Here is a 16525-nt window from a genome sequence, read left to right on the forward strand (position 1 = left end):
ATCAGCCCACGGTGGCGCCGCTGAGCTTCACCACCTCCTGGTAGTGCGCCAGTTCCTTGCGCATGAAAGCGCCAAACTGGGCCGGCGTGTTGGTGACGGTTTCCATCATCATGTCGCGGTAGAGCTGGCTCACCTCGGGGCTGTTGAGCGCCTTGACCATGGCCTGGTTGTAGGCCTGCACGGTCTCGGCCGGCGTGTTCTTGGGTGCGACCAGGCCCCACCAGGTGTCGATGGAGAAGCCCTTGAAGCTTTCTGCCACCGCCGGCAGCTGCGGCAGCAAGGCGCTGCGCTCGGCCGTGGTCACCGCCAGCGCCTTGAGCTTGCCGGCGCGCATGTTGCTGGCAGCGCTGGCCAGGTTGTCGAAGGAGAAATCCACCTGGCCCGAGAGCAGGGCCAGTTGCGAAGGCGCGCCGCCGTTGTAGGGCACATGCACAATGTCCAGCCCCAACGCACGCTTGAACAGCTCGCCAGCCAGATGCCCGGCGCTGCCGTTGCCGCCACTGGCGTAGGTGAGCTTGCCCGATTCCTTTTTGGCGAAGGCCACAAAGTCGGCAAAGCTCTCGATGCCGCGCTTGGCTGCCATCTCGGCGTTCACCACCAGTACGTTGGGAATGCGCGTCATCTGCGTGATCGGCGCGAAATCGTCGATCGGCTCATAAGGCAGCGACTGGAACAGCCAGGGGTTGATGGCATTGGTGGCCACGGCGGCAATGCCGATGGTGAGCCCGTCGGCCGGCGCACGCGCAACGGCTGTCATGCCAATGCCACCGCCGCCACCGGGGCGGTTGTCCACAATGATGGTGCCGAGCGTTGGCTCCAGCACGGTGGCCATCTTGCGCACGCTCAAGTCGATGGCGCCACCCGCCGCGTATGGCACGATGATGCGGATCGGCTTGCCCTTGGCAAAGGCGGCTGGGGCCACGGCAGCGGCGGCAGTGGCTTGCAGAAAATGGCGGCGTTGCATGGGCTTGTCTCCTGGAATGTGGGCAAAGCGCGCATTATGGATGCGGCCCGCAGCGGCAGCGGGCAAGCTGTCGCTCGGCAGACAGCGGCTGCGCTTGGCCCTGGGCTGCTGGGCTGGCCTATTGCCGCCAGCGGATAGTTGCGAAAAATCAAAACTTGCGAGCGCTCACTTGTTTAAAATCTTTGGCTTCTTTTGTTAAAAGCAAAAAATCGGAGTGGCAAGCTGCTCCCCACGAGAGGCGGTGAGCGGTGCAAAGCATAGAAACCTGGGTATTGAACGAAGAGGCCAAGCGCTGCCAGGCGCTGGTGGACAACAGTGCCGAGGCGCTGGCGCCTTTGCTGTCGAGCCGCATGGTGTTTGTGCACTCGTCGGGCGTGGAAGACAGCCGTTCGCAATTGCTCAACAAAATGGCCCACGGCGCGCTGCGTTGCCTGGCCGTGCGCTTTACCGATCTGCGCGTGCAAATTCTGCCCGGCGAGCAAAGCGCCATGGTCTCTGGCGTGGTGGATGCGCAGGTGGTGCTGGATGGCCGCGAGCAGCGCGTGCTCAGCCGCTACTTGGCCGTGTGGTGCATAGAGAGCGACGGCGCACTGCGCCTGGTTGCGCACCAGGGCACGCCGCTGCCGCAAACCTAGGCTGGGCCCAAGCCGGCGCGCCAGTCTGGCGAACCGGCAGGCTGCATCAACGCTCAGCGCGCTACAGCAGCCACCACTACCACTTCAATCTTGTAGGCAGGGTTGGCCAGCTGGGCTTGCACGGTGGCGCGGGGTGGTGTGTGGCCGGCGGGCACCCAGGCGTCCCAGACTTCGTTCATCTGGCCGATCTCGCTGATGTCGGTCAGGTAGATCTGGCACTGCAGAATGTTTTGCTTGCTGGAGCCGGCTTCGGCCAGCAGGCGGTCGATGTGGCCCAGCACTTCTTGCGTCTGCGTCTTGATGTCGGCGCCGGGGCTGTTCTCGGGGATCTGGCCGGCCAGGTAGACGGTGCCGTTGAAGATGGCGGTTTCGGACAGGCGGGCGCCCACATGGCGGCGGTCGATGGCAGAGGTCATGTTCGTCTTTCTGTGAATGGGGTCGCGAAAAATCAGTGGCTCCGGGCGGCAGCGCTCAATAGGCCTGGCCCGCAGAAGCAAAAATCATAGCGCATGGCATGCGCGGCGTATCTGCCCGGCCCGGTTTTTGCGGCCGCTTGCTGCACAATGGCACGCCATGCACCACCGATTCTCCCAACTCCTTCTCACCCAGAACCAGGCCGACTGGGACGCCTGCACCCAGCACCGCTTTATCGCCGAGATGATGGCCGGGACGCTGGACGACGCCGTGCTGCGCCGCTATCTGGTGCAGGATTACCAGTTCATCAACCGTTTTGTCGCCTTGCTGGGTGCCGCCATTGCGAGCGCCGACGTGTTTGCGCCGCGTGTCACGCTGTCGCAGTTCGCGGCCATGATTACCAGCGACGAGAACACCTATTTCATCCGCAGTTTCGACGCGCTGGGCGTGCCCGAGCCTGAGCGCCTGGAGCCGCAGCTGACTTTGCCGACCGTGGGTTTTCAGGCGCTGATGGCCGAAGCCGCCCGCAGCCAGAAATACGCCAACTGCCTGGCCGTGCTCTGCGTGGCCGAAGGTTTGTACCTGGACGGTTTTGACAAGCCGCTGGCTGCCATGCCGCCGCGCTTTGAGCATGCCGAGTGGATTCACCTGCATGCCAACGATTTCTTCCGCGGCTTTGTTGGCTGGCTGCGTGGCGAGCTCGACCGCGTGGGCGAAAAGCTCGATCCCGAGGGTCGCGCCGAGGCCGCCGATTTCTTTGGCCGCGCCGTGGCTTTGGAGCGCGCGTTTTTTGACCACGTCTACCAGGGCTGATCCGCAGCGGCAGCAGCCATGGCCTGAAAAAACCATAGCGCTGTGCGGGCCTGTGCCGCTGCTTTGAATGCGAAAAAAGCACTTGCCTGCAGACTGGAAACTCCCCAAAATGCACCGCACCATGCTCAGCATTCAAGACATCCGCGCTGCCGCGCAGCGCATCGAAGGCAAGGTCGAACGCACGCCTTGCCTGTACTCGCACACCTTGTCGCACATCGTCGGCGCCAAGGTCTATCTGAAGTTCGAGAACCTGCAGTTCACCGCCGCATTCAAAGAGCGCGGTGCCTGCAACAAGCTCATGCAGCTGACGGCCGAGCAGCGCGCTCGGGGCGTTATCGCGATGAGCGCCGGCAACCACGCGCAAGGCGTGGCTTACCACGCGCAGCAACTGGGCATCCGCGCCGTGATCGTGATGCCGCGCTTCACGCCCGGCGTCAAAGTGGAGCGCACACGCAGCTTCGGGGCTGAGGTGGTGTTGCATGGCGACACCTTGGAAGAAGCCCGCATCCACGCCTACGAAATGGCCGATGCGCAGCAACTGGTGTTTGTGCACCCGTTTGACGACGAAGACATTGCCGCCGGCCAGGGCACCTTGGCGCTGGAAATGCTCGAAGACCACCCCGATCTAGACAGCCTGCTCGTGGCCGTAGGCGGCGGCGGTTTCATCGCCGGCATTGCCACCGCAGCCAAGGCGGTGAAGCCGGGCATCGAAGTGGTGGGCGTGCAGACCTCGCGCTTTCCCAGCATGCTCAACGCCGTGCAGCACAAGGAGTTGCCGGTAGGTGTCTCCACCATGGCCGAAGGCATTGCGGTGGCGACGGCCGGCATGATCACGCGCGAAATCGTCAGCGCCACGGTCGACGACCTGGTGCTGGTGGAAGAGGGCGATATCGAGCAGGCCGTGCTGATGCTGCTGGAGATTGAAAAGACGCTGGTCGAAGGTGCGGGCTCGGTCGGCCTGGCGGCATTGCTGCGCTACCCGGAGCGCTTCAAGGGCAAGAAGGTGGGGCTGATTTTGTCGGGCGGCAACATCGATCCGCTGCTGCTGGCCTCCATCATTCAGCGCGGCATGGTGCGCTCGGGCCGGCTGGCGCGTTTGCGCATCAGCTCGCGCGATGTTCCCGGCATGCTGGCGCGCATCACCGCCATCGTGGCCGAGGCGGGCGCCAATATTGAAGAAGTGCACCACCAGCGCGCCTTCACCAAGCTGGCCGCGCAGAACACCGAGATCGACATCGTGCTGCAAACCCGCAGCAACAACCACATTCAGGAAGTGATGGACAAGTTGCGCGCCGCTGGCATGCAAGTAGAGCTGGCTTGAGCATGCTTGGGCCCAGCGCCGCCTGGCTTGGGGTTTGTGCCCAAGCCGGGCGCAAAAACTGCTGGCTACAATGCCAACTTGCGCTAAGCCCAATAGCGCGCCCTGATTTCCTTCTTGTTTGAGTTGATCGGAGAAAGCCCCATGTCCAGCCACCACCATGACGACACCACGCCCCCGCCCAATGACGCGGTGGAAGCCATTCTCCCGCTCATGCCCGTGGTGCTGCCCGTGGTGGGCGCGCTGATGATGTTCCTGCTGGCCTTCATCGCCGTCCACATGGCTTGAGACACCGCTCACTCCAGCACGCAACCCGCCGTCAGGCGGGTTTTTTCTTGCCTGGCGTCAAAGCAAAGCGTCGTTACCAGGGTGGTCTGCAGCCGTTGGCGACAGATGCTGCAGAAAAGAAACCGGTATCAAATTTCTTATGCATATAGTGATGCATCAAATGCATAGATATTGAGGTCGGGAATCGCCGTTTTGGGGGCCGACTGCTAAAATTGCCCGTTCCATGCAGTGCGCGAGCGGCCGAGGTTGCCCAAAAATGCGCTGTGGGAGACAAGACGGTTTTTCAAAAGCGGGTTGCGGGTGCTGGGGCCGCAGCGGTTTTTGATGAACCGTTTACAACTTTAGAAAGCTTCCCATGAACGCAAGCGTCAATGCGGGCGTGGCCATTCAGGCCCCCGACTACGTCAAGAACCCCAAGCTCATCGCCTGGGTGGCCGATATGGCTGCACTGTGCAAGCCCGATCGCGTCTACTGGTGCGACGGCAGCCAGGAAGAGTACGAGCGTCTGTGCCAGCAACTGGTAGACGCCGGCACCTTCAAAAAGCTCAACCCCGCCAAGCGCCCCGGTAGCTTCCTGGCCTGGTCCGACCCGTCAGACGTGGCCCGCGTGGAAGACCGCACCTATATCTGCTCGGCCAAGAAAGAAGACGCCGGCCCGACCAACAACTGGATGGAGCCCGCCGAGATGCGCTCCACTCTACAGCCGCTGTTTGACGGTTGTATGAAGGGCCGCACCATGTATGTGGTGCCTTTCAGCATGGGCCCGCTGGGCTCGCCCATTGCCCACATCGGTATCGAACTGTCTGACAGCGCTTACGTGGCCGTCAACATGAAGATCATGACCCGCATGGGCAAGGCCGTGTACGACGTGATCGGCACCGAAGGCGAGTTTGTGCCTTGCGTGCACACCATCGGCGCACCGCTGCAAGCTGGCGAAAAGGACACCACCAGCTGGCCTTGCAACAAGACCAAGTACATCGTGCACTACCCCGAGACGCGCGAAATCTGGTCTTACGGTTCGGGCTACGGCGGCAACGCGCTGCTGGGCAAGAAGTGCCTGGCCCTGCGCATGGCATCGGTCATGGGCCGCGAGCAAGGCTGGCTGGCCGAGCACATGCTGATCCTGGGCGTGACCAACCCCGAAGGCAAAAAGTCGCACGTGGCAGCGGCCTTCCCCTCGGCCTGCGGCAAGACCAACTTCTCCATGCTGGTGCCGCCTGCCGGCTTTGACGGCTGGAAGGTCACCACCATCGGTGACGACATCGCCTGGATCAAGCCCCAAGCCGACGGCAGCCTGCGCGCCATCAACCCCGAGGCCGGCTACTTTGGCGTGGCCCCCGGCACCAACTACCACACCAACCCCAACTGCATGGCCAGCCTCGACAAGGACGTGATCTTCACGAACGTCGCGCTGACCGATGACGGCGACGTGTGGTGGGAAGGCATGGAAAAAGACCACGACGGCAAGCTGCCCGATCACCTGATCGACTGGCAAGGCAAGGACTGGACGCCCCAGATCGCCAAGGAAACCGGCGCCAAGGCTGCCCACCCCAATGCCCGCTTCACCGTGGCTGCCACCAACAACCCTGCGCTGGACGAGGCCTGGGACGATCCCAAGGGCGTGAAGATCGACGCCTTCATCTTCGGCGGCCGCCGTTCCACCACCGTGCCTCTGGTCACCGAAGCTCGCAACTGGAACGAAGGCGTCTACATGGCAGCCACCATGGGCTCGGAAACCACCGCTGCGGCTTTTGGCGCGCAAGGCGTGGTGCGCCGCGATCCGTTCGCCATGCTGCCTTTCATGGGCTACAACATGGCCGAGTACTTCCAGCACTGGCTGGATATGGGTGCCAAGATCGAGAAGATCGGCGGCGCAGCCCTGCCCAAGATCTACACCACCAACTGGTTCCGCAAGAACGAGGCAGGCAAGTTCGTCTGGCCCGGCTACGGTGAGAATATGCGCGTTCTCAAGTGGATGCTCGACCGCCTTGATGGCAAGGCCGAAGGCCAGCAAACCGCTTTTGGCGTGGCGCCCACCTACGCAGAAATCAACTGGACCGGTGTGGAGTTCACGCCCGCTCAGTTCGACAGCGTCACCAGCATCGACCAGAGCGCCTGGGCCGAAGAGATGAAGCTGCACACCGAGCACTTCGACAAGCTGGCCTACAAGCTGCCGCAAGAAATGCTGGACATCAAGGCCGATCTGGAAAAGCGTCTGGCCGCTGTGTAATCAGCCTCTGCGCATGGCTGGCTTCGCGGCCAGTGCAACAAAGCCCTGCAATAGCCATTGCAGGGCTTTTTCGTTGGCTGCTTGCTAGCAGCCCGCCATCACTCGCTCAATGCGGGTTGCCTGCCATCTGCGTACGGCGGCGGTATGCCGAATCGCGCGTTGCCAGCCAGTAGTAGAGCGGTGAGGTAACGGCCAGGCCCAGAATCCACGACAGATCGGCGCCTGCCAGGTAGCCGGGAATCGGGCCGGTGTACATGGGCGTGTTCATGAAGGGAATCTGCACCGCAATGCCCACCACATAGGCGGTCAGCGCGTGCGGATTGACCAGACCGTACACGCCGCCGTCCTTGCGGAAGATCGACGGAATGTCGTACGAGCCTTTGTGGATCAGGTAGAAATCGATCAGGTTGATGGCGGTCCAGGGCACCAGCACCACCAGCAAGGCCAGCACCAGATCGACAAAGTGGCTGACAAAATCGCTCGACGCGCCAATGGCCATGTAGATGCAGGCCACCAGCAACACCACCGAGGTGACCGCGCGCGCCTTGGCGGTGGGAATCCAGCGCGGAATAAAGGTTTGCGCCGAGGTGATGACGGCCAGCACGGCGCCATACAGGTTGAGTGCGTTGTGGCTCACCACCGAGAGCAGAAACAAGACCAGCATGACGATGCCCAGCGGGCCAGTGGCTTGTTTGACGGCGTCCATCGTGTCCATGCCCTCGGGCACCGACAGTGCTGCCGACACGCCAAAGATGAAGGACAGCGCCGAGCCAATCGTTGAGCCCAGGTAGGTGGTCCAGAAAGTGGCTGATACCTTGACGTCAACCGGCAGGTAGCGCGAATAGTCTGACACATAGGGAGCAAACGCAATCTGCCACAAGGCTGAGAGCGACACCGTGGCCAGCCAGCCGGCGAAATGGAAGCCGCCGCGCGTAAAGAAATCGGCGCTGCTGATGTTGCTGAAAATGTAGGCAAAGCCCACGACGATACCAATGCCCAGCACCCAGGTGCCTATGCGGTTGAGGATGTGGATGAAGCGGTAGCCGATGATGCCGATCACGCAGGAGCCGAGCGCGCCGATGATGATGCCCGTGGGCAACGCAACGACTTCCACAATGCCGTGCAGCGATTTCCCCGCCAGCACGATGTTGGAGGCAAAAAAACCGACATACATCACCCCGGCAATCACCGTCACCAGCAGCGCCCCCCAGGAGCCAAACTGCGCGCGGCTCTGGATCATTTGCGGAATGCCCATCTGCGGCCCTTGGGCCGAATGCAGTGCCATGAAAACGCCGCCGATGGCCTGGCCGACGATGATGGCGCTGATGGCCCAGAAAAAGCTCAGCCCGTAAATCTGCACGCCCAGCGCACCGGTCACGATCGGCAGCGGCGCAATATTGCCGCCGAACCACAGCGTGAAAAGGTCGCGCACCTTGCCGTGCCGCTCCTGGCGAGGCACGGCGCCAATGGTGTGCTTTTCGATCATCGGGGCCGCGTTGTCGGGCTGGCTGCTCATGGTGTTGTCTCCTTTTGGCTGGTGCCTATATGCCAGGTTGAATACCTGGGCTGTTGCTTGAGCCGGAGAGAGGAGCAACCACTGGCTATTGCCAACTGCCCCACTGCGCCAGCATCAATGCTTGCTTTGAGGCAAATTTAGCGAGGCTGGCGGCGGGTGAAAATGACATTTTTCGGCGGTCTTGCCGAGCTTTTTTCTATATCCACATGCGCACCGGTGTGGCGGGCGCCAGCCCCTCATGCCGCTGCCGCACAGGCCAGCAAATAGCTGCTCAATCCATAGGAAAAAGCGAGCCAGGGCCGGAGGCACAGGGCGCCACTCCTGCGCTATGGTTTGTGGCTTGCGGCTGGTGCGCAAACTCAGAGGTTCTATGGCCCACTACACCTTGCGTCAACTCAAATACTTTGTGGCGACGGTAGAGGCAGGCAGCGTGGCACAGGCCTCGCGCCAGCTCTATATCGCCCAACCCTCGGTCTCCAGCGCCATCAAAGCGCTGGAAGACAGCTTTGGTGTGCAGTTGTTCATCCGTCACCATGCGCAAGGGGTGTCGCTGACCTCGGTGGGCAAACGCTTTTATGGCAAGGCGCAGACCTTGCTGCGCATGGCCCATGAGTTTGAGCAAAACGCGCTGGCCGACAACGATGTGGTCACCGGGCACGTGGATATCGGTTGCTTCGAGACGGTGGCGCCCCTGTTGCTGCCTCGCTTGATCGCCAGCTTTCGTGCGCTCTACCCGGGGGTGGGCATCCATATCCGCGACGGTGAGCAGCAAGAGCTGGTGCAGGGCCTCACGGCCGGCACCTTCGACGTGGCTTTTCTCTATGACCATGAGCTGGACAGCACCCTCGAGGTTCAGCCCCTGATGCCCGCCCAGCAACCCTATGTCTTGCTGCCCATGGCGCACCCGCTGGCCGCGAGGCAGCAAGTGTCATTGCACGAGTTGTATCTGGAGCCGATGATCTTGCTGGATGTGCAGCCGAGCCGCACCTATTTTGTGAGTTTGTTCCATGAGCTGGGGCTGGTGCCGAACATCGAGTTCGGCTCGCCCTCGATCGAGATGGTGCGCGGCATGGTGGGCGAAGGCTTTGGCTACTCGGTCTTGGTGACGCGGCCTTTTTCGGCCTGGACTTACGGCGGGCGCCAAGTGGCGATGGTGGAGATATCGGACAGCGTGGCGCCATCGGGTTTGGTGAGTGCGCGCCTCAAACGCAACCAGCTCACCAAACCGGCCCAGTTGTTTGTCGACTTTTGCCGCCAGCAGTTGTCCAGTTGGAGTGAGGCAGAGCTGGCAGCCAGCGCATCTGATCTTGCTTAGAGCGTGGTTTTGGGGCTTTGCAAATGCGCCGCCAACCGTTGCAGCATGGCATCGCACAGCTGCAGTTGCTCGGTGCTGACAAACTCGTCGGGCTTGTGGCCTTGGTCCATGCTGCCCGGGCCGCAAACCACGGTGGGAATGCCAGCTTGGGCGAACAGACCGCCTTCGGTGCCAAAGGCGACGGTGCCAAAATCTTGCGAGCCACAGATTTGGGCCAGCAAGGCGGCTGCTTCGCTGTCCGGTGCGGTGGCCAGGCCCGGGTAGGCGCTCAGCGGCTGGAGCCGGATGTCAGAGGCTGTGTGAACAGCGCGCATCTGGGGCAAAAGAATCTGCTGCGCATAGGCTTCCAGCTGGTCGGCCACCTCTTGCGCTTCAAAGCCCGGCAGGGCGCGCACTTCAAAATCAAAATCGCATTCTTGCGGCACGATGTTCAGTGCCCGCCCGCCGTGGATGAGGCCGGTTTGCAGCGTGGAGTAGGGCGGGTCAAAGCGTTCGTCGCGCAAGTGCTTGCTGGTCAGCTGGCGGCCTATGTCGCCCAGCTTGTTGATCAGCTGCGCGGCGTATTCGATGGCGTTCACGCCGTAGGGCGCATAGGCCGAATGGCAGGCGGCGCCGCGTACCTCGCAGCGCATGGCCAACTTGCCTTTGTGGCCCAGCACCGGCTGCAGCAAAGTGGGCTCACCAATCCAGCACAGGCGCGGCTTGTTGGGGCGCCGGGCCAGCTCGGCCAGCATGGGGCGCACGCCTTGGCAGCCAATCTCTTCGTCGTACGAAAAAGCCAGGTGCACCGGCAGCTGCAGCGGCTTGGCCAGCAAGGTGGGCACGGCGGCCAGCACGCAGGCGATAAAGGCTTTCATGTCGGCCGTGCCGCGCCCGTAGAGCTTGCCGTTTTTCTCGCTGAGCGTGAACGGCTCCACCGTCCAGTGTTGCCCGTCTACCGGCACCACATCGGTATGGCCCGACAAAGCAATGCCACCTTGCCCGGCCGGGCCTATGCTGGCGTACAGGCTGGCTTTGGTTTTGTCGGCGTTCCAGAACAGCTCGCTCTCCACGCCCCAGGCCGCGAGGTAGTCGCGAATGAATTCGATCAAGGCCTGATTGGGAGCGCTGCTTACGGTAGGGAAAGCCACCAGCTTCGCCAATAGCTCCCGGCTGGAGAGACGGTGTGCCGTGGTGTCAGACATTGCCGGGGACGCCGTAGCTGGGGGCGGCTGTGGGGTTGAGCGCGCGGGTCAGGTAGGCCTGCATTTGCGGCTGGTAGGCGCGCCACAGTTGGTCGAGTGCCTCGATGGGTTGGCTCTCGGCCCAGTCCACGCGCAGATCGACGATGGGCCAGACCTGCTCGCCCGCCACCTTCAAGGCGGCGGAATGCACCGGGCCCTCTTCGCCACCCGCGGCGATGCCCGCGTGCATGGCCGCCAGCAGGCGGTCGGCCAGCGCGCCGGACGTGGCCTCGAACTGCTGCACCATGCGCTCCACCACCTGCGGGCTGGCCAACATGTTGCCGGCCGCTACGCACTGCTCACCCGCAACGGCGGCATAGGTTCCCAGTGCTTGTTGCCCGCTGAAATGCGCAACCCGGCCTTTGGCATCGACCACGGTCACCTGGCGGTACTCGCTCCAGCTGTAAGCCTGCAAGGCTTGCTGCAGCGCGGCCTGCGGGTCCAGCAGGGTGTGCTCCAGCATGTCCAGAATCTGCGGCCCAAGCGCGGGCAGCGTCACGTTCTGTGTGGACACGGCGCCTACGCCGGCGCGTACCCAGGGGCAGCGCGCGCCCACGCAAATGCTCGACGAGCTGATGGCGATGCCCAGCTGGCCCGTGTCGGCGCAGCGGCCCACAATCGAAAAAGTCATGCCCTCACTCCTTGGCCTCGGTTTCTGGCACCACCGCGATGACGTCGATCTCCATCAGCCACTCGGGCTGGGCCAGAGCCGATACGCACAGCCCGGTAGAGATGGGAAACACGCCGCGCAGCCATTTGCCCACTTCGCGGTACACCGGCTCGCGGTAGCGCGGGTCGGTGATGTAGGTAGTGGTTTTGACGATATGCGAGAGATCGCTGCCCGCCTCTTCCAACAGCTGTTTGACGTTTTTCATGGCCTGCTCGGCCTGTTTCTGCGGGTCACCCAGGCCGACCAGGCGGCCTTCAAAATCGGTTCCCACCTGGCCGCGCACGTAGACGGTGTTGCCTGCGCGGACTGCCTGGCACAGGTCGTTGTCGAGCGTCTGGTTGGGGTAGGTGGCCCGGGTGTTGAACATGCGGATGCGGGTATGCGTGGGCATGGTGTTCTCCTTTCGGGCTCAGGCGGCGGTGGTGCTGGCGCTCTGGGCGGGCGCGCGGTAGAGCTCGTACTTGCGGCGGGTGGCGATGTGGTCGCCAATATGCTTGGCGTCGTGCCACACGCCCCAGATAAAGGTGGAGCCACGGCGCGACTGCCAGGGCAAACCGAGGAAATAAACCCCCGGCTCGCTGGAGACGCCGCGCTGGTGCTGGGGCGCGCCTTGGGCATTGAAGGCGTTCACCTGCAGCCAGCGGTAATCGCGGGCAAAACCGGTGGCCCAGATGATGGTGCGAATGCCGGCCTGCGCCAGATCCAGCTCGCGGATCGGTTGGGTCATGCAGGCCGGGTCTGGCAAGCGGCGGCGGGCGCTGGGCTCCTGAGGCAGGTTCAGGCCGTTGCGTTCAACATAGGCATCGGCTGCGTCGAGCAGGCTCTGGTAATAGGCGTCGCCCTTGGCAATGTTCTCCACCAGATCGCCAGCAAATTGCACCTTGCCGTCGTGGAACGACTGGGTCAGCCCCACCAGCTGAACCCCTTTTTGCGCCAGTTCGCGGAAATCAATGGTGTGCCCGCCCTGGGCGCCGCTGACGGCGATGGTCACGTGCTCGGTGCCCGGGCGTGCGGCCTCCAGGTCCCACTCGCCCAGCACGCCAAACCACCAGCAGAAATCGCGCCCGCGGTAAGCGCGCGGCGGCCGGTCATGCGCGCCTACCGACAGGTAGACCTGTTTGCCCGCTTGCTGCAGCTCGTCGGCAATCTGCACGCCCGACGAGCCTGCGCCCACCACCAGCACGGCACCGTCGGGCAATTGCGCCGGGTTGCGGTAGTGGCTGGAATGCATTTGCAGCACTTCCGGGTTTTGGGGCGCGATGGCCGGAATCACCGGCACCTGGAAAGCGCCGGTGGCGACCACGATGCGCTGGGCCTCGTAGAGGCCCTCGCTCGTTTGCACCTGGAAGCCGCTGCGGCCTTTGTTGCGTGTGACGCGCTGCACTTCCACACCGGTATGGATGGGCGCCTTGATCTTTTGCGCGTAGCTTTGCAGGTAATCGGCCACCTCGTCTTTGGCCGGAAAGCCGTCGGCAGCGCTGCTGAACTCCAGGCCGGGAAAGCGATCGTGCCAGGCCGGCCCGTTGGTGACCAGCGAATCCCAGCGCGCCGTGCGCCAGTTTTGTGCAATACCGTTGCGTTCCAGCACCACATGCTGCACGCCGTGCCGGCTCAGGTGCTCGCTCATGGCAATGCCGGCCTGGCCGGCGCCGACCACCAGGGTGTCGACGGGGGTGGATTTCTCGCTCATCACTGTCTCCTTGGGTGTTTTCAGGGCGCCAGTGATGGCTTGCTCACCGTGCCGCTTTGCTGTGGGCTGGCAGCGCAGACCGAGCTGCAGCGCCAGATATGGAGCCGATTGTGGGCAGGCAGTGGTTTTTGCGAAACGAGGTTTTTTGTCGTTGCTGGAGAGTAAAAAGCTGGGCGAGCGCTGCGCAAACTCGGCCCTGTGAAGAGCGGCCTGGCGCACAGACGCAAAAAAGCCACGGCAGGCCGTGGCTAATTGTTATTCTTGGCTGGCTATCGGTGCTTGCGGTGCAAGCGCCACAGCCGTTTTTTGTTAGTAGTTCTTGTGGTAGAACGACACGGCAGCGTCGCTCATGGCGCGGTTCAGATCGGCCATCACGCGGCTGTCGCGCAGGGCCAGCTCCCAGGTCTTGTCGTCTTGCACGGCGCGGTGGTGCTCTTCAGCCCAGGTGTTGCGGGCGTTGCGCAGGCTGCCGGTCAGGTTGCGGGCCGGAGCGGCCAGCAAGGCGATAGCGACAAAGGCCACAGCCCACAGCAGGGCCCAGCCAGCGATCCAGTGGTTGCCACCGGCGACCGAGTCGACCAGGCGGTTGGCCACCACCAGCACGGCAGCCACGATGGCAGCCAGCACCAGGGTCGATGCCGTGCCCTTGCCGGCAAAGGTGGATTTCAGATTAGCAGCAGCGCGTTCCACACGCAAAACGCCCGTGTGCTCGGTTGCCATGTCAGTGTGTACAAAACTGTTGGTCATGATGTATGTGCTTGGTTTTCAATGCTTCTTTGAAGCGATGGGAGAAGTATAGGGTTTACCCTAGATGCATTCAAATTTATATTTTGAATCTGTATCATTCATGTTGGTGATGAATTGGCCCACCGAGGAAACAGCATGCAAGCGCACCACTTTCGCCATTTGGACCTGAACCTGCTGCGCGTGTTCGACGAGGTCATGAATGAGCGCAGCCTCACGCGGGCGGCCGACAAGCTGTCGATCACCCAGCCGGCGGTGAGCAATGCCATACGCCGTCTGCGCGACGCACTGGGCGACGAGCTGCTGGTGCGCAGCGGCCAGGGCGTGGAGCCCACGCCGCTGGCCAATGCCTTGTGGCCGGTGGTGCGCGAATCGCTGGCGCGCCTGCAAGAGACGCTGGCGCCCGAGGGCTTTGACGCGGCCAACGCCACGCAAGCCTTTGTCATTGCCATGGCCGATGCCACCGCATCCACCTTGCTGCCGGGGCTGATGCATATTTTGGAAACCGAGGCGCCAGGCGTATCTGTACATGTGCAACCGCTCACTACGCGCGATCCGCGCGTGGTGCTCGATGACGAAACCGCCGACCTCGCCGTGGGCTATTTCCCCTTTGTGGTGGCCGAGATGACAGCGCGCGCGCAATCGGGCGCCTTGGTCGATTTTGAAAGCCGCCGTTTGTACGACGGCGAATACCTGTGCGTGATGCGCAAAGGTCATCCATTAAGTGAGAGCTTGCTTACATTGGATAAATACTGCGAAGCCCGCCACATGCTGGTGAGCTTTTCCGGCCAGCCATTTGGTTTTTTGGACGAGGCGCTCGCCTCCATCGGCCGCAAGCGCCGGGTGGTGCTTACCGTCAACCAGTACTTCACGGCCGCGCGCGTGGTGGCCAGCACCGATCTGCTCACCGTGCTGCCGCGCCACTTTGTGCCTGCTACCGGCATCGAGCATTTGCTGGCTTTTCAGCCCTTGCCGCTGCGTGTGGAATCGGTGCATGTGGACGCGCTGTGGCGCAGCCGCGCTGGCCATATTCCGCAGGGTGCGCTGCAATGGCTGCTGCAGGCGCTGGAGCGCTCGGCGCGTGCGGCCTTCCCCGAGCAGGAGCTGCCGCTGTAGTGTGGCGGACGGTAACACGCGTGCCAGCCGTGGTAGGCTCAAACCATGCACCTGCAAATCCTCTCTGACCTGCACCTGGAGACCCACCCCCATTTCCGCGCCACGCCTGCGCCGGGGGCCAATCTGCTGGTGCTGGCGGGAGACATAGGCTCGTACCAGAACGGCTCTCAGCTGGCGGACGACGATTACGGCCTGTCACAGTTCAGCCCGCAGCAAGCCGGCGGCCACTGGCCGGTGCCCGTGGTGCTGGTGCCAGGCAACCACGAGTTCGACGCCCAGGATTTTGATGCTGTGCGGGAGCGCCTGCGTGCGCTGTGTGAGCGCCTGGGCATCGTGCTGCTCGACAACGCCAGCACCGTGATCGATGGCGTGCGCTTTATCGGCACGCCCCTGTGGACCGATTACGACGCGATTGCGCTCAACAACGGCGTTACCGAGCTGGGCGCGCTGATGAAGCAGCGCGAAAAAGCCTACAAGGCGGCCAATTTCTATCTCACCAAGGCCCAGATGCAGCGCTACGGCCAGCCCTTTCTGGCGGCCGAAATGCGCGAAGAAGCGCTGCGCTGCCAGCAGTGGCTGCGTGCTGCGTTGGCCGAGCCCTTTGATGGCAAGACCGTCGTCATCACCCACTTTGCACCCAGCCTGCGCAGCGCCGACCCGCGCTACGGCCTGACGCCCGGTACGGCCGGCTTTTGCAATGCGCTCGATGACCTACTGCCCTTTGCCGACCTCTGGATCCACGGCCACCTGCACTCGCCCAGTGACTACCGCGCCAAGGGCACGTTTGCCGATGGGCGCTCGTGGCAGTGCCGTGTGGTGGCCAACCCGCTGGGCTATGCGCGCAAGGGCGAGCAAGAGAGCTTCGAGCCGCACTGTCTGGTAGCGGTCTGAGGCCTGACCAACCCAGGAACTCATGCGGCTGCAGAGGACGCCAAGTGGCCCGAAATTGAAATATTTGCTTGCAAACAGCAAAGCATGATGCAAGTCAATGCGAGCGTTGGCGGAATCTATAAGCTTATGTCGGTGCCTGAATGATGCCGTAGCACACGGCGGCGACAGGCGCACTTCAACCATTGGGAGCTTATCCATGCGCATCTTGCTGGCCGTTGACGGCAGCCCTTACACCCAGAAAATGTTGGACTACCTGGCCGCGCACGCCGAATGGCTGGGTGATACCCATAGTTACACCGCGCTCACCGTGCAGCCACCCCTGCCTCCGCGTGCCGCCAAGGCTCTGGGCAAGGAACTGGTAGGCGACTACTACGCTGAAGAAGCACAAAAAGTGCTGGCCCCGGTGCACAAGTTTCTGGAAACCCACCACCTCGATGGCCAGTGCGAAAGCAAGGTAGGCCATATCGCCGAAACCATTGCGGAGATGGCCGACACCTGCGGTTTTGACCTGCTGGTCATGGGCACACGTGGCCACGGCGCGCTGGCCAAGCTGGTGATGGGCTCGGTGGCCACGCAAGTGCTGGCCCAGTGCAAATTGCCGGTGCTGCTGATCCGCTGAGCGTCAGCATCTGGTGCCAACAACGGCCACCCCGGTGGCCGTTGCTTTTGACTGTGTTGCACAGGCCGCGCCAGCACAC

Annotated in this window: 17 protein-coding genes; 9 read left to right on the forward strand and 8 right to left on the reverse strand. The window is 62.8% G+C overall.

What is annotated here, in order from left to right; genetic code table 11:
• Position 1 precedes the first annotated feature (1 nt).
• Positions 2-964 (reverse strand): tripartite tricarboxylate transporter substrate binding protein, encoded by a 963-nt coding sequence (locus tag ACFIQF_RS06255; RefSeq protein WP_393941137.1) that lies wholly within the window; start codon positions 962-964, stop codon positions 2-4.
• 248 nt (positions 965-1212) lie between these two features.
• Between ACFIQF_RS06255 and ACFIQF_RS06260 the strand changes: the two genes are divergently transcribed.
• Positions 1213-1599 carry a nuclear transport factor 2 family protein gene (locus ACFIQF_RS06260; protein ID WP_393941138.1) on the forward strand — a complete coding sequence of 129 codons (387 nt, stop codon included), beginning with the start codon at positions 1213-1215 and terminating at the stop codon, positions 1597-1599.
• A 53-nt stretch (positions 1600-1652) separates the two neighbouring features.
• On the opposite strand, the gene ACFIQF_RS06265 is transcribed toward ACFIQF_RS06260, so the two are convergent.
• Positions 1653-2015 carry a RidA family protein gene (locus ACFIQF_RS06265; protein WP_393941140.1) on the reverse strand — a complete coding sequence of 121 codons (363 nt, stop codon included), beginning with the start codon at positions 2013-2015 and terminating at the stop codon, positions 1653-1655.
• Between the two features lie 157 nt (positions 2016-2172).
• On the opposite strand from ACFIQF_RS06265, the gene ACFIQF_RS06270 reads away from it, so the two are divergent.
• The 4 genes from ACFIQF_RS06270 to ACFIQF_RS06290 all read left to right on the forward strand — a co-directional run bounded on the left by ACFIQF_RS06270 (position 2173) and on the right by ACFIQF_RS06290 (position 6662).
• Positions 2173-2826 (forward strand): TenA family protein, encoded by a 654-nt coding sequence (locus ACFIQF_RS06270; RefSeq protein WP_393941142.1) that lies wholly within the window; start codon positions 2173-2175, stop codon positions 2824-2826.
• Between the two features lie 121 nt (positions 2827-2947).
• The gene (locus ACFIQF_RS06275) at positions 2948-4147 is read left to right on the forward strand and encodes a threonine ammonia-lyase (RefSeq protein ID WP_393941203.1); all 1200 of its coding nucleotides are present in this window, start codon (positions 2948-2950) and stop codon (positions 4145-4147) included.
• A gap of 141 nt (positions 4148-4288) precedes the next feature.
• The gene (locus tag ACFIQF_RS06280; protein WP_393941144.1) at positions 4289-4432 is read left to right on the forward strand and encodes a hypothetical protein; all 144 of its coding nucleotides are present in this window, start codon (positions 4289-4291) and stop codon (positions 4430-4432) included.
• Between the two features lie 355 nt (positions 4433-4787).
• Positions 4788-6662 carry a phosphoenolpyruvate carboxykinase (GTP) gene (locus ACFIQF_RS06290; protein WP_393941145.1) on the forward strand — a complete coding sequence of 625 codons (1875 nt, stop codon included), beginning with the start codon at positions 4788-4790 and terminating at the stop codon, positions 6660-6662.
• Between the two features lie 106 nt (positions 6663-6768).
• On the opposite strand, the gene ACFIQF_RS06295 is transcribed toward ACFIQF_RS06290, so the two are convergent.
• Entirely contained in the window at positions 6769-8178 is a 1410-nt protein-coding gene (locus ACFIQF_RS06295) for a purine-cytosine permease family protein (protein WP_393941147.1), read from the reverse strand.
• Between the two features lie 370 nt (positions 8179-8548).
• Here ACFIQF_RS06295 and ACFIQF_RS06300 point away from each other — a divergent pair, with 370 nt between their 5' ends.
• Positions 8549-9493 (forward strand): LysR family transcriptional regulator, encoded by a 945-nt coding sequence (locus tag ACFIQF_RS06300; RefSeq protein WP_393941149.1) that lies wholly within the window; start codon positions 8549-8551, stop codon positions 9491-9493.
• Here ACFIQF_RS06300 and argE read toward each other — a convergent pair.
• The 5 genes from argE to ACFIQF_RS06325 all read right to left on the reverse strand — a co-directional run bounded on the left by argE (position 9490) and on the right by ACFIQF_RS06325 (position 13823).
• Positions 9490-10677, reverse strand: coding sequence for an acetylornithine deacetylase (gene argE / locus ACFIQF_RS06305; protein WP_393941151.1), 1188 nt, complete (start codon positions 10675-10677; stop codon positions 9490-9492). The two genes, ACFIQF_RS06300 and argE, sit on opposite strands and share 4 nt — an antisense overlap.
• Entirely contained in the window at positions 10670-11347 is a 678-nt protein-coding gene (locus ACFIQF_RS06310; RefSeq protein ID WP_393941153.1) for a DUF1028 domain-containing protein, read from the reverse strand. Before ACFIQF_RS06310 ends, argE begins: the two co-directional genes overlap by 8 nt.
• A 4-nt stretch (positions 11348-11351) precedes the next feature.
• A complete protein-coding gene (locus tag ACFIQF_RS06315) occupies positions 11352-11777 on the reverse strand; it encodes a RidA family protein (RefSeq protein WP_393941155.1) in 426 nt (141 codons plus the stop codon).
• An 18-nt stretch (positions 11778-11795) separates the two neighbouring features.
• Positions 11796-13076: a flavin-containing monooxygenase gene (locus ACFIQF_RS06320; RefSeq protein WP_393941157.1), complete on the reverse strand. Its 1281-nt coding sequence runs from the start codon at positions 13074-13076 to the stop codon at positions 11796-11798.
• Between the two features lie 309 nt (positions 13077-13385).
• The gene (locus tag ACFIQF_RS06325; protein ID WP_393941159.1) at positions 13386-13823 is read right to left on the reverse strand and encodes a hypothetical protein; all 438 of its coding nucleotides are present in this window, start codon (positions 13821-13823) and stop codon (positions 13386-13388) included.
• A gap of 135 nt (positions 13824-13958) precedes the next feature.
• On the opposite strand from ACFIQF_RS06325, the gene ACFIQF_RS06330 reads away from it, so the two are divergent.
• The 3 genes from ACFIQF_RS06330 to ACFIQF_RS06340 all read left to right on the forward strand — a co-directional run bounded on the left by ACFIQF_RS06330 (position 13959) and on the right by ACFIQF_RS06340 (position 16446).
• Entirely contained in the window at positions 13959-14936 is a 978-nt protein-coding gene (locus ACFIQF_RS06330) for a LysR family transcriptional regulator (RefSeq protein ID WP_393941161.1), read from the forward strand.
• A 45-nt stretch (positions 14937-14981) separates the two neighbouring features.
• The gene (locus ACFIQF_RS06335) at positions 14982-15827 is read left to right on the forward strand and encodes a metallophosphoesterase (RefSeq protein WP_393941163.1); all 846 of its coding nucleotides are present in this window, start codon (positions 14982-14984) and stop codon (positions 15825-15827) included.
• 196 nt (positions 15828-16023) lie between these two features.
• On the forward strand, positions 16024-16446 hold the full coding sequence (locus tag ACFIQF_RS06340) for a universal stress protein (RefSeq protein WP_393941165.1): 423 nt from the start codon (positions 16024-16026) through the stop codon (positions 16444-16446).
• The last annotated feature ends 79 nt before the right edge of the window (positions 16447-16525 follow it).

Origin of the sequence: Comamonas trifloxystrobinivorans, assembly GCF_043359985.1 — a bacterium.
GTDB lineage: Bacteria > Pseudomonadota > Gammaproteobacteria > Burkholderiales > Burkholderiaceae_C > Comamonas > Comamonas trifloxystrobinivorans.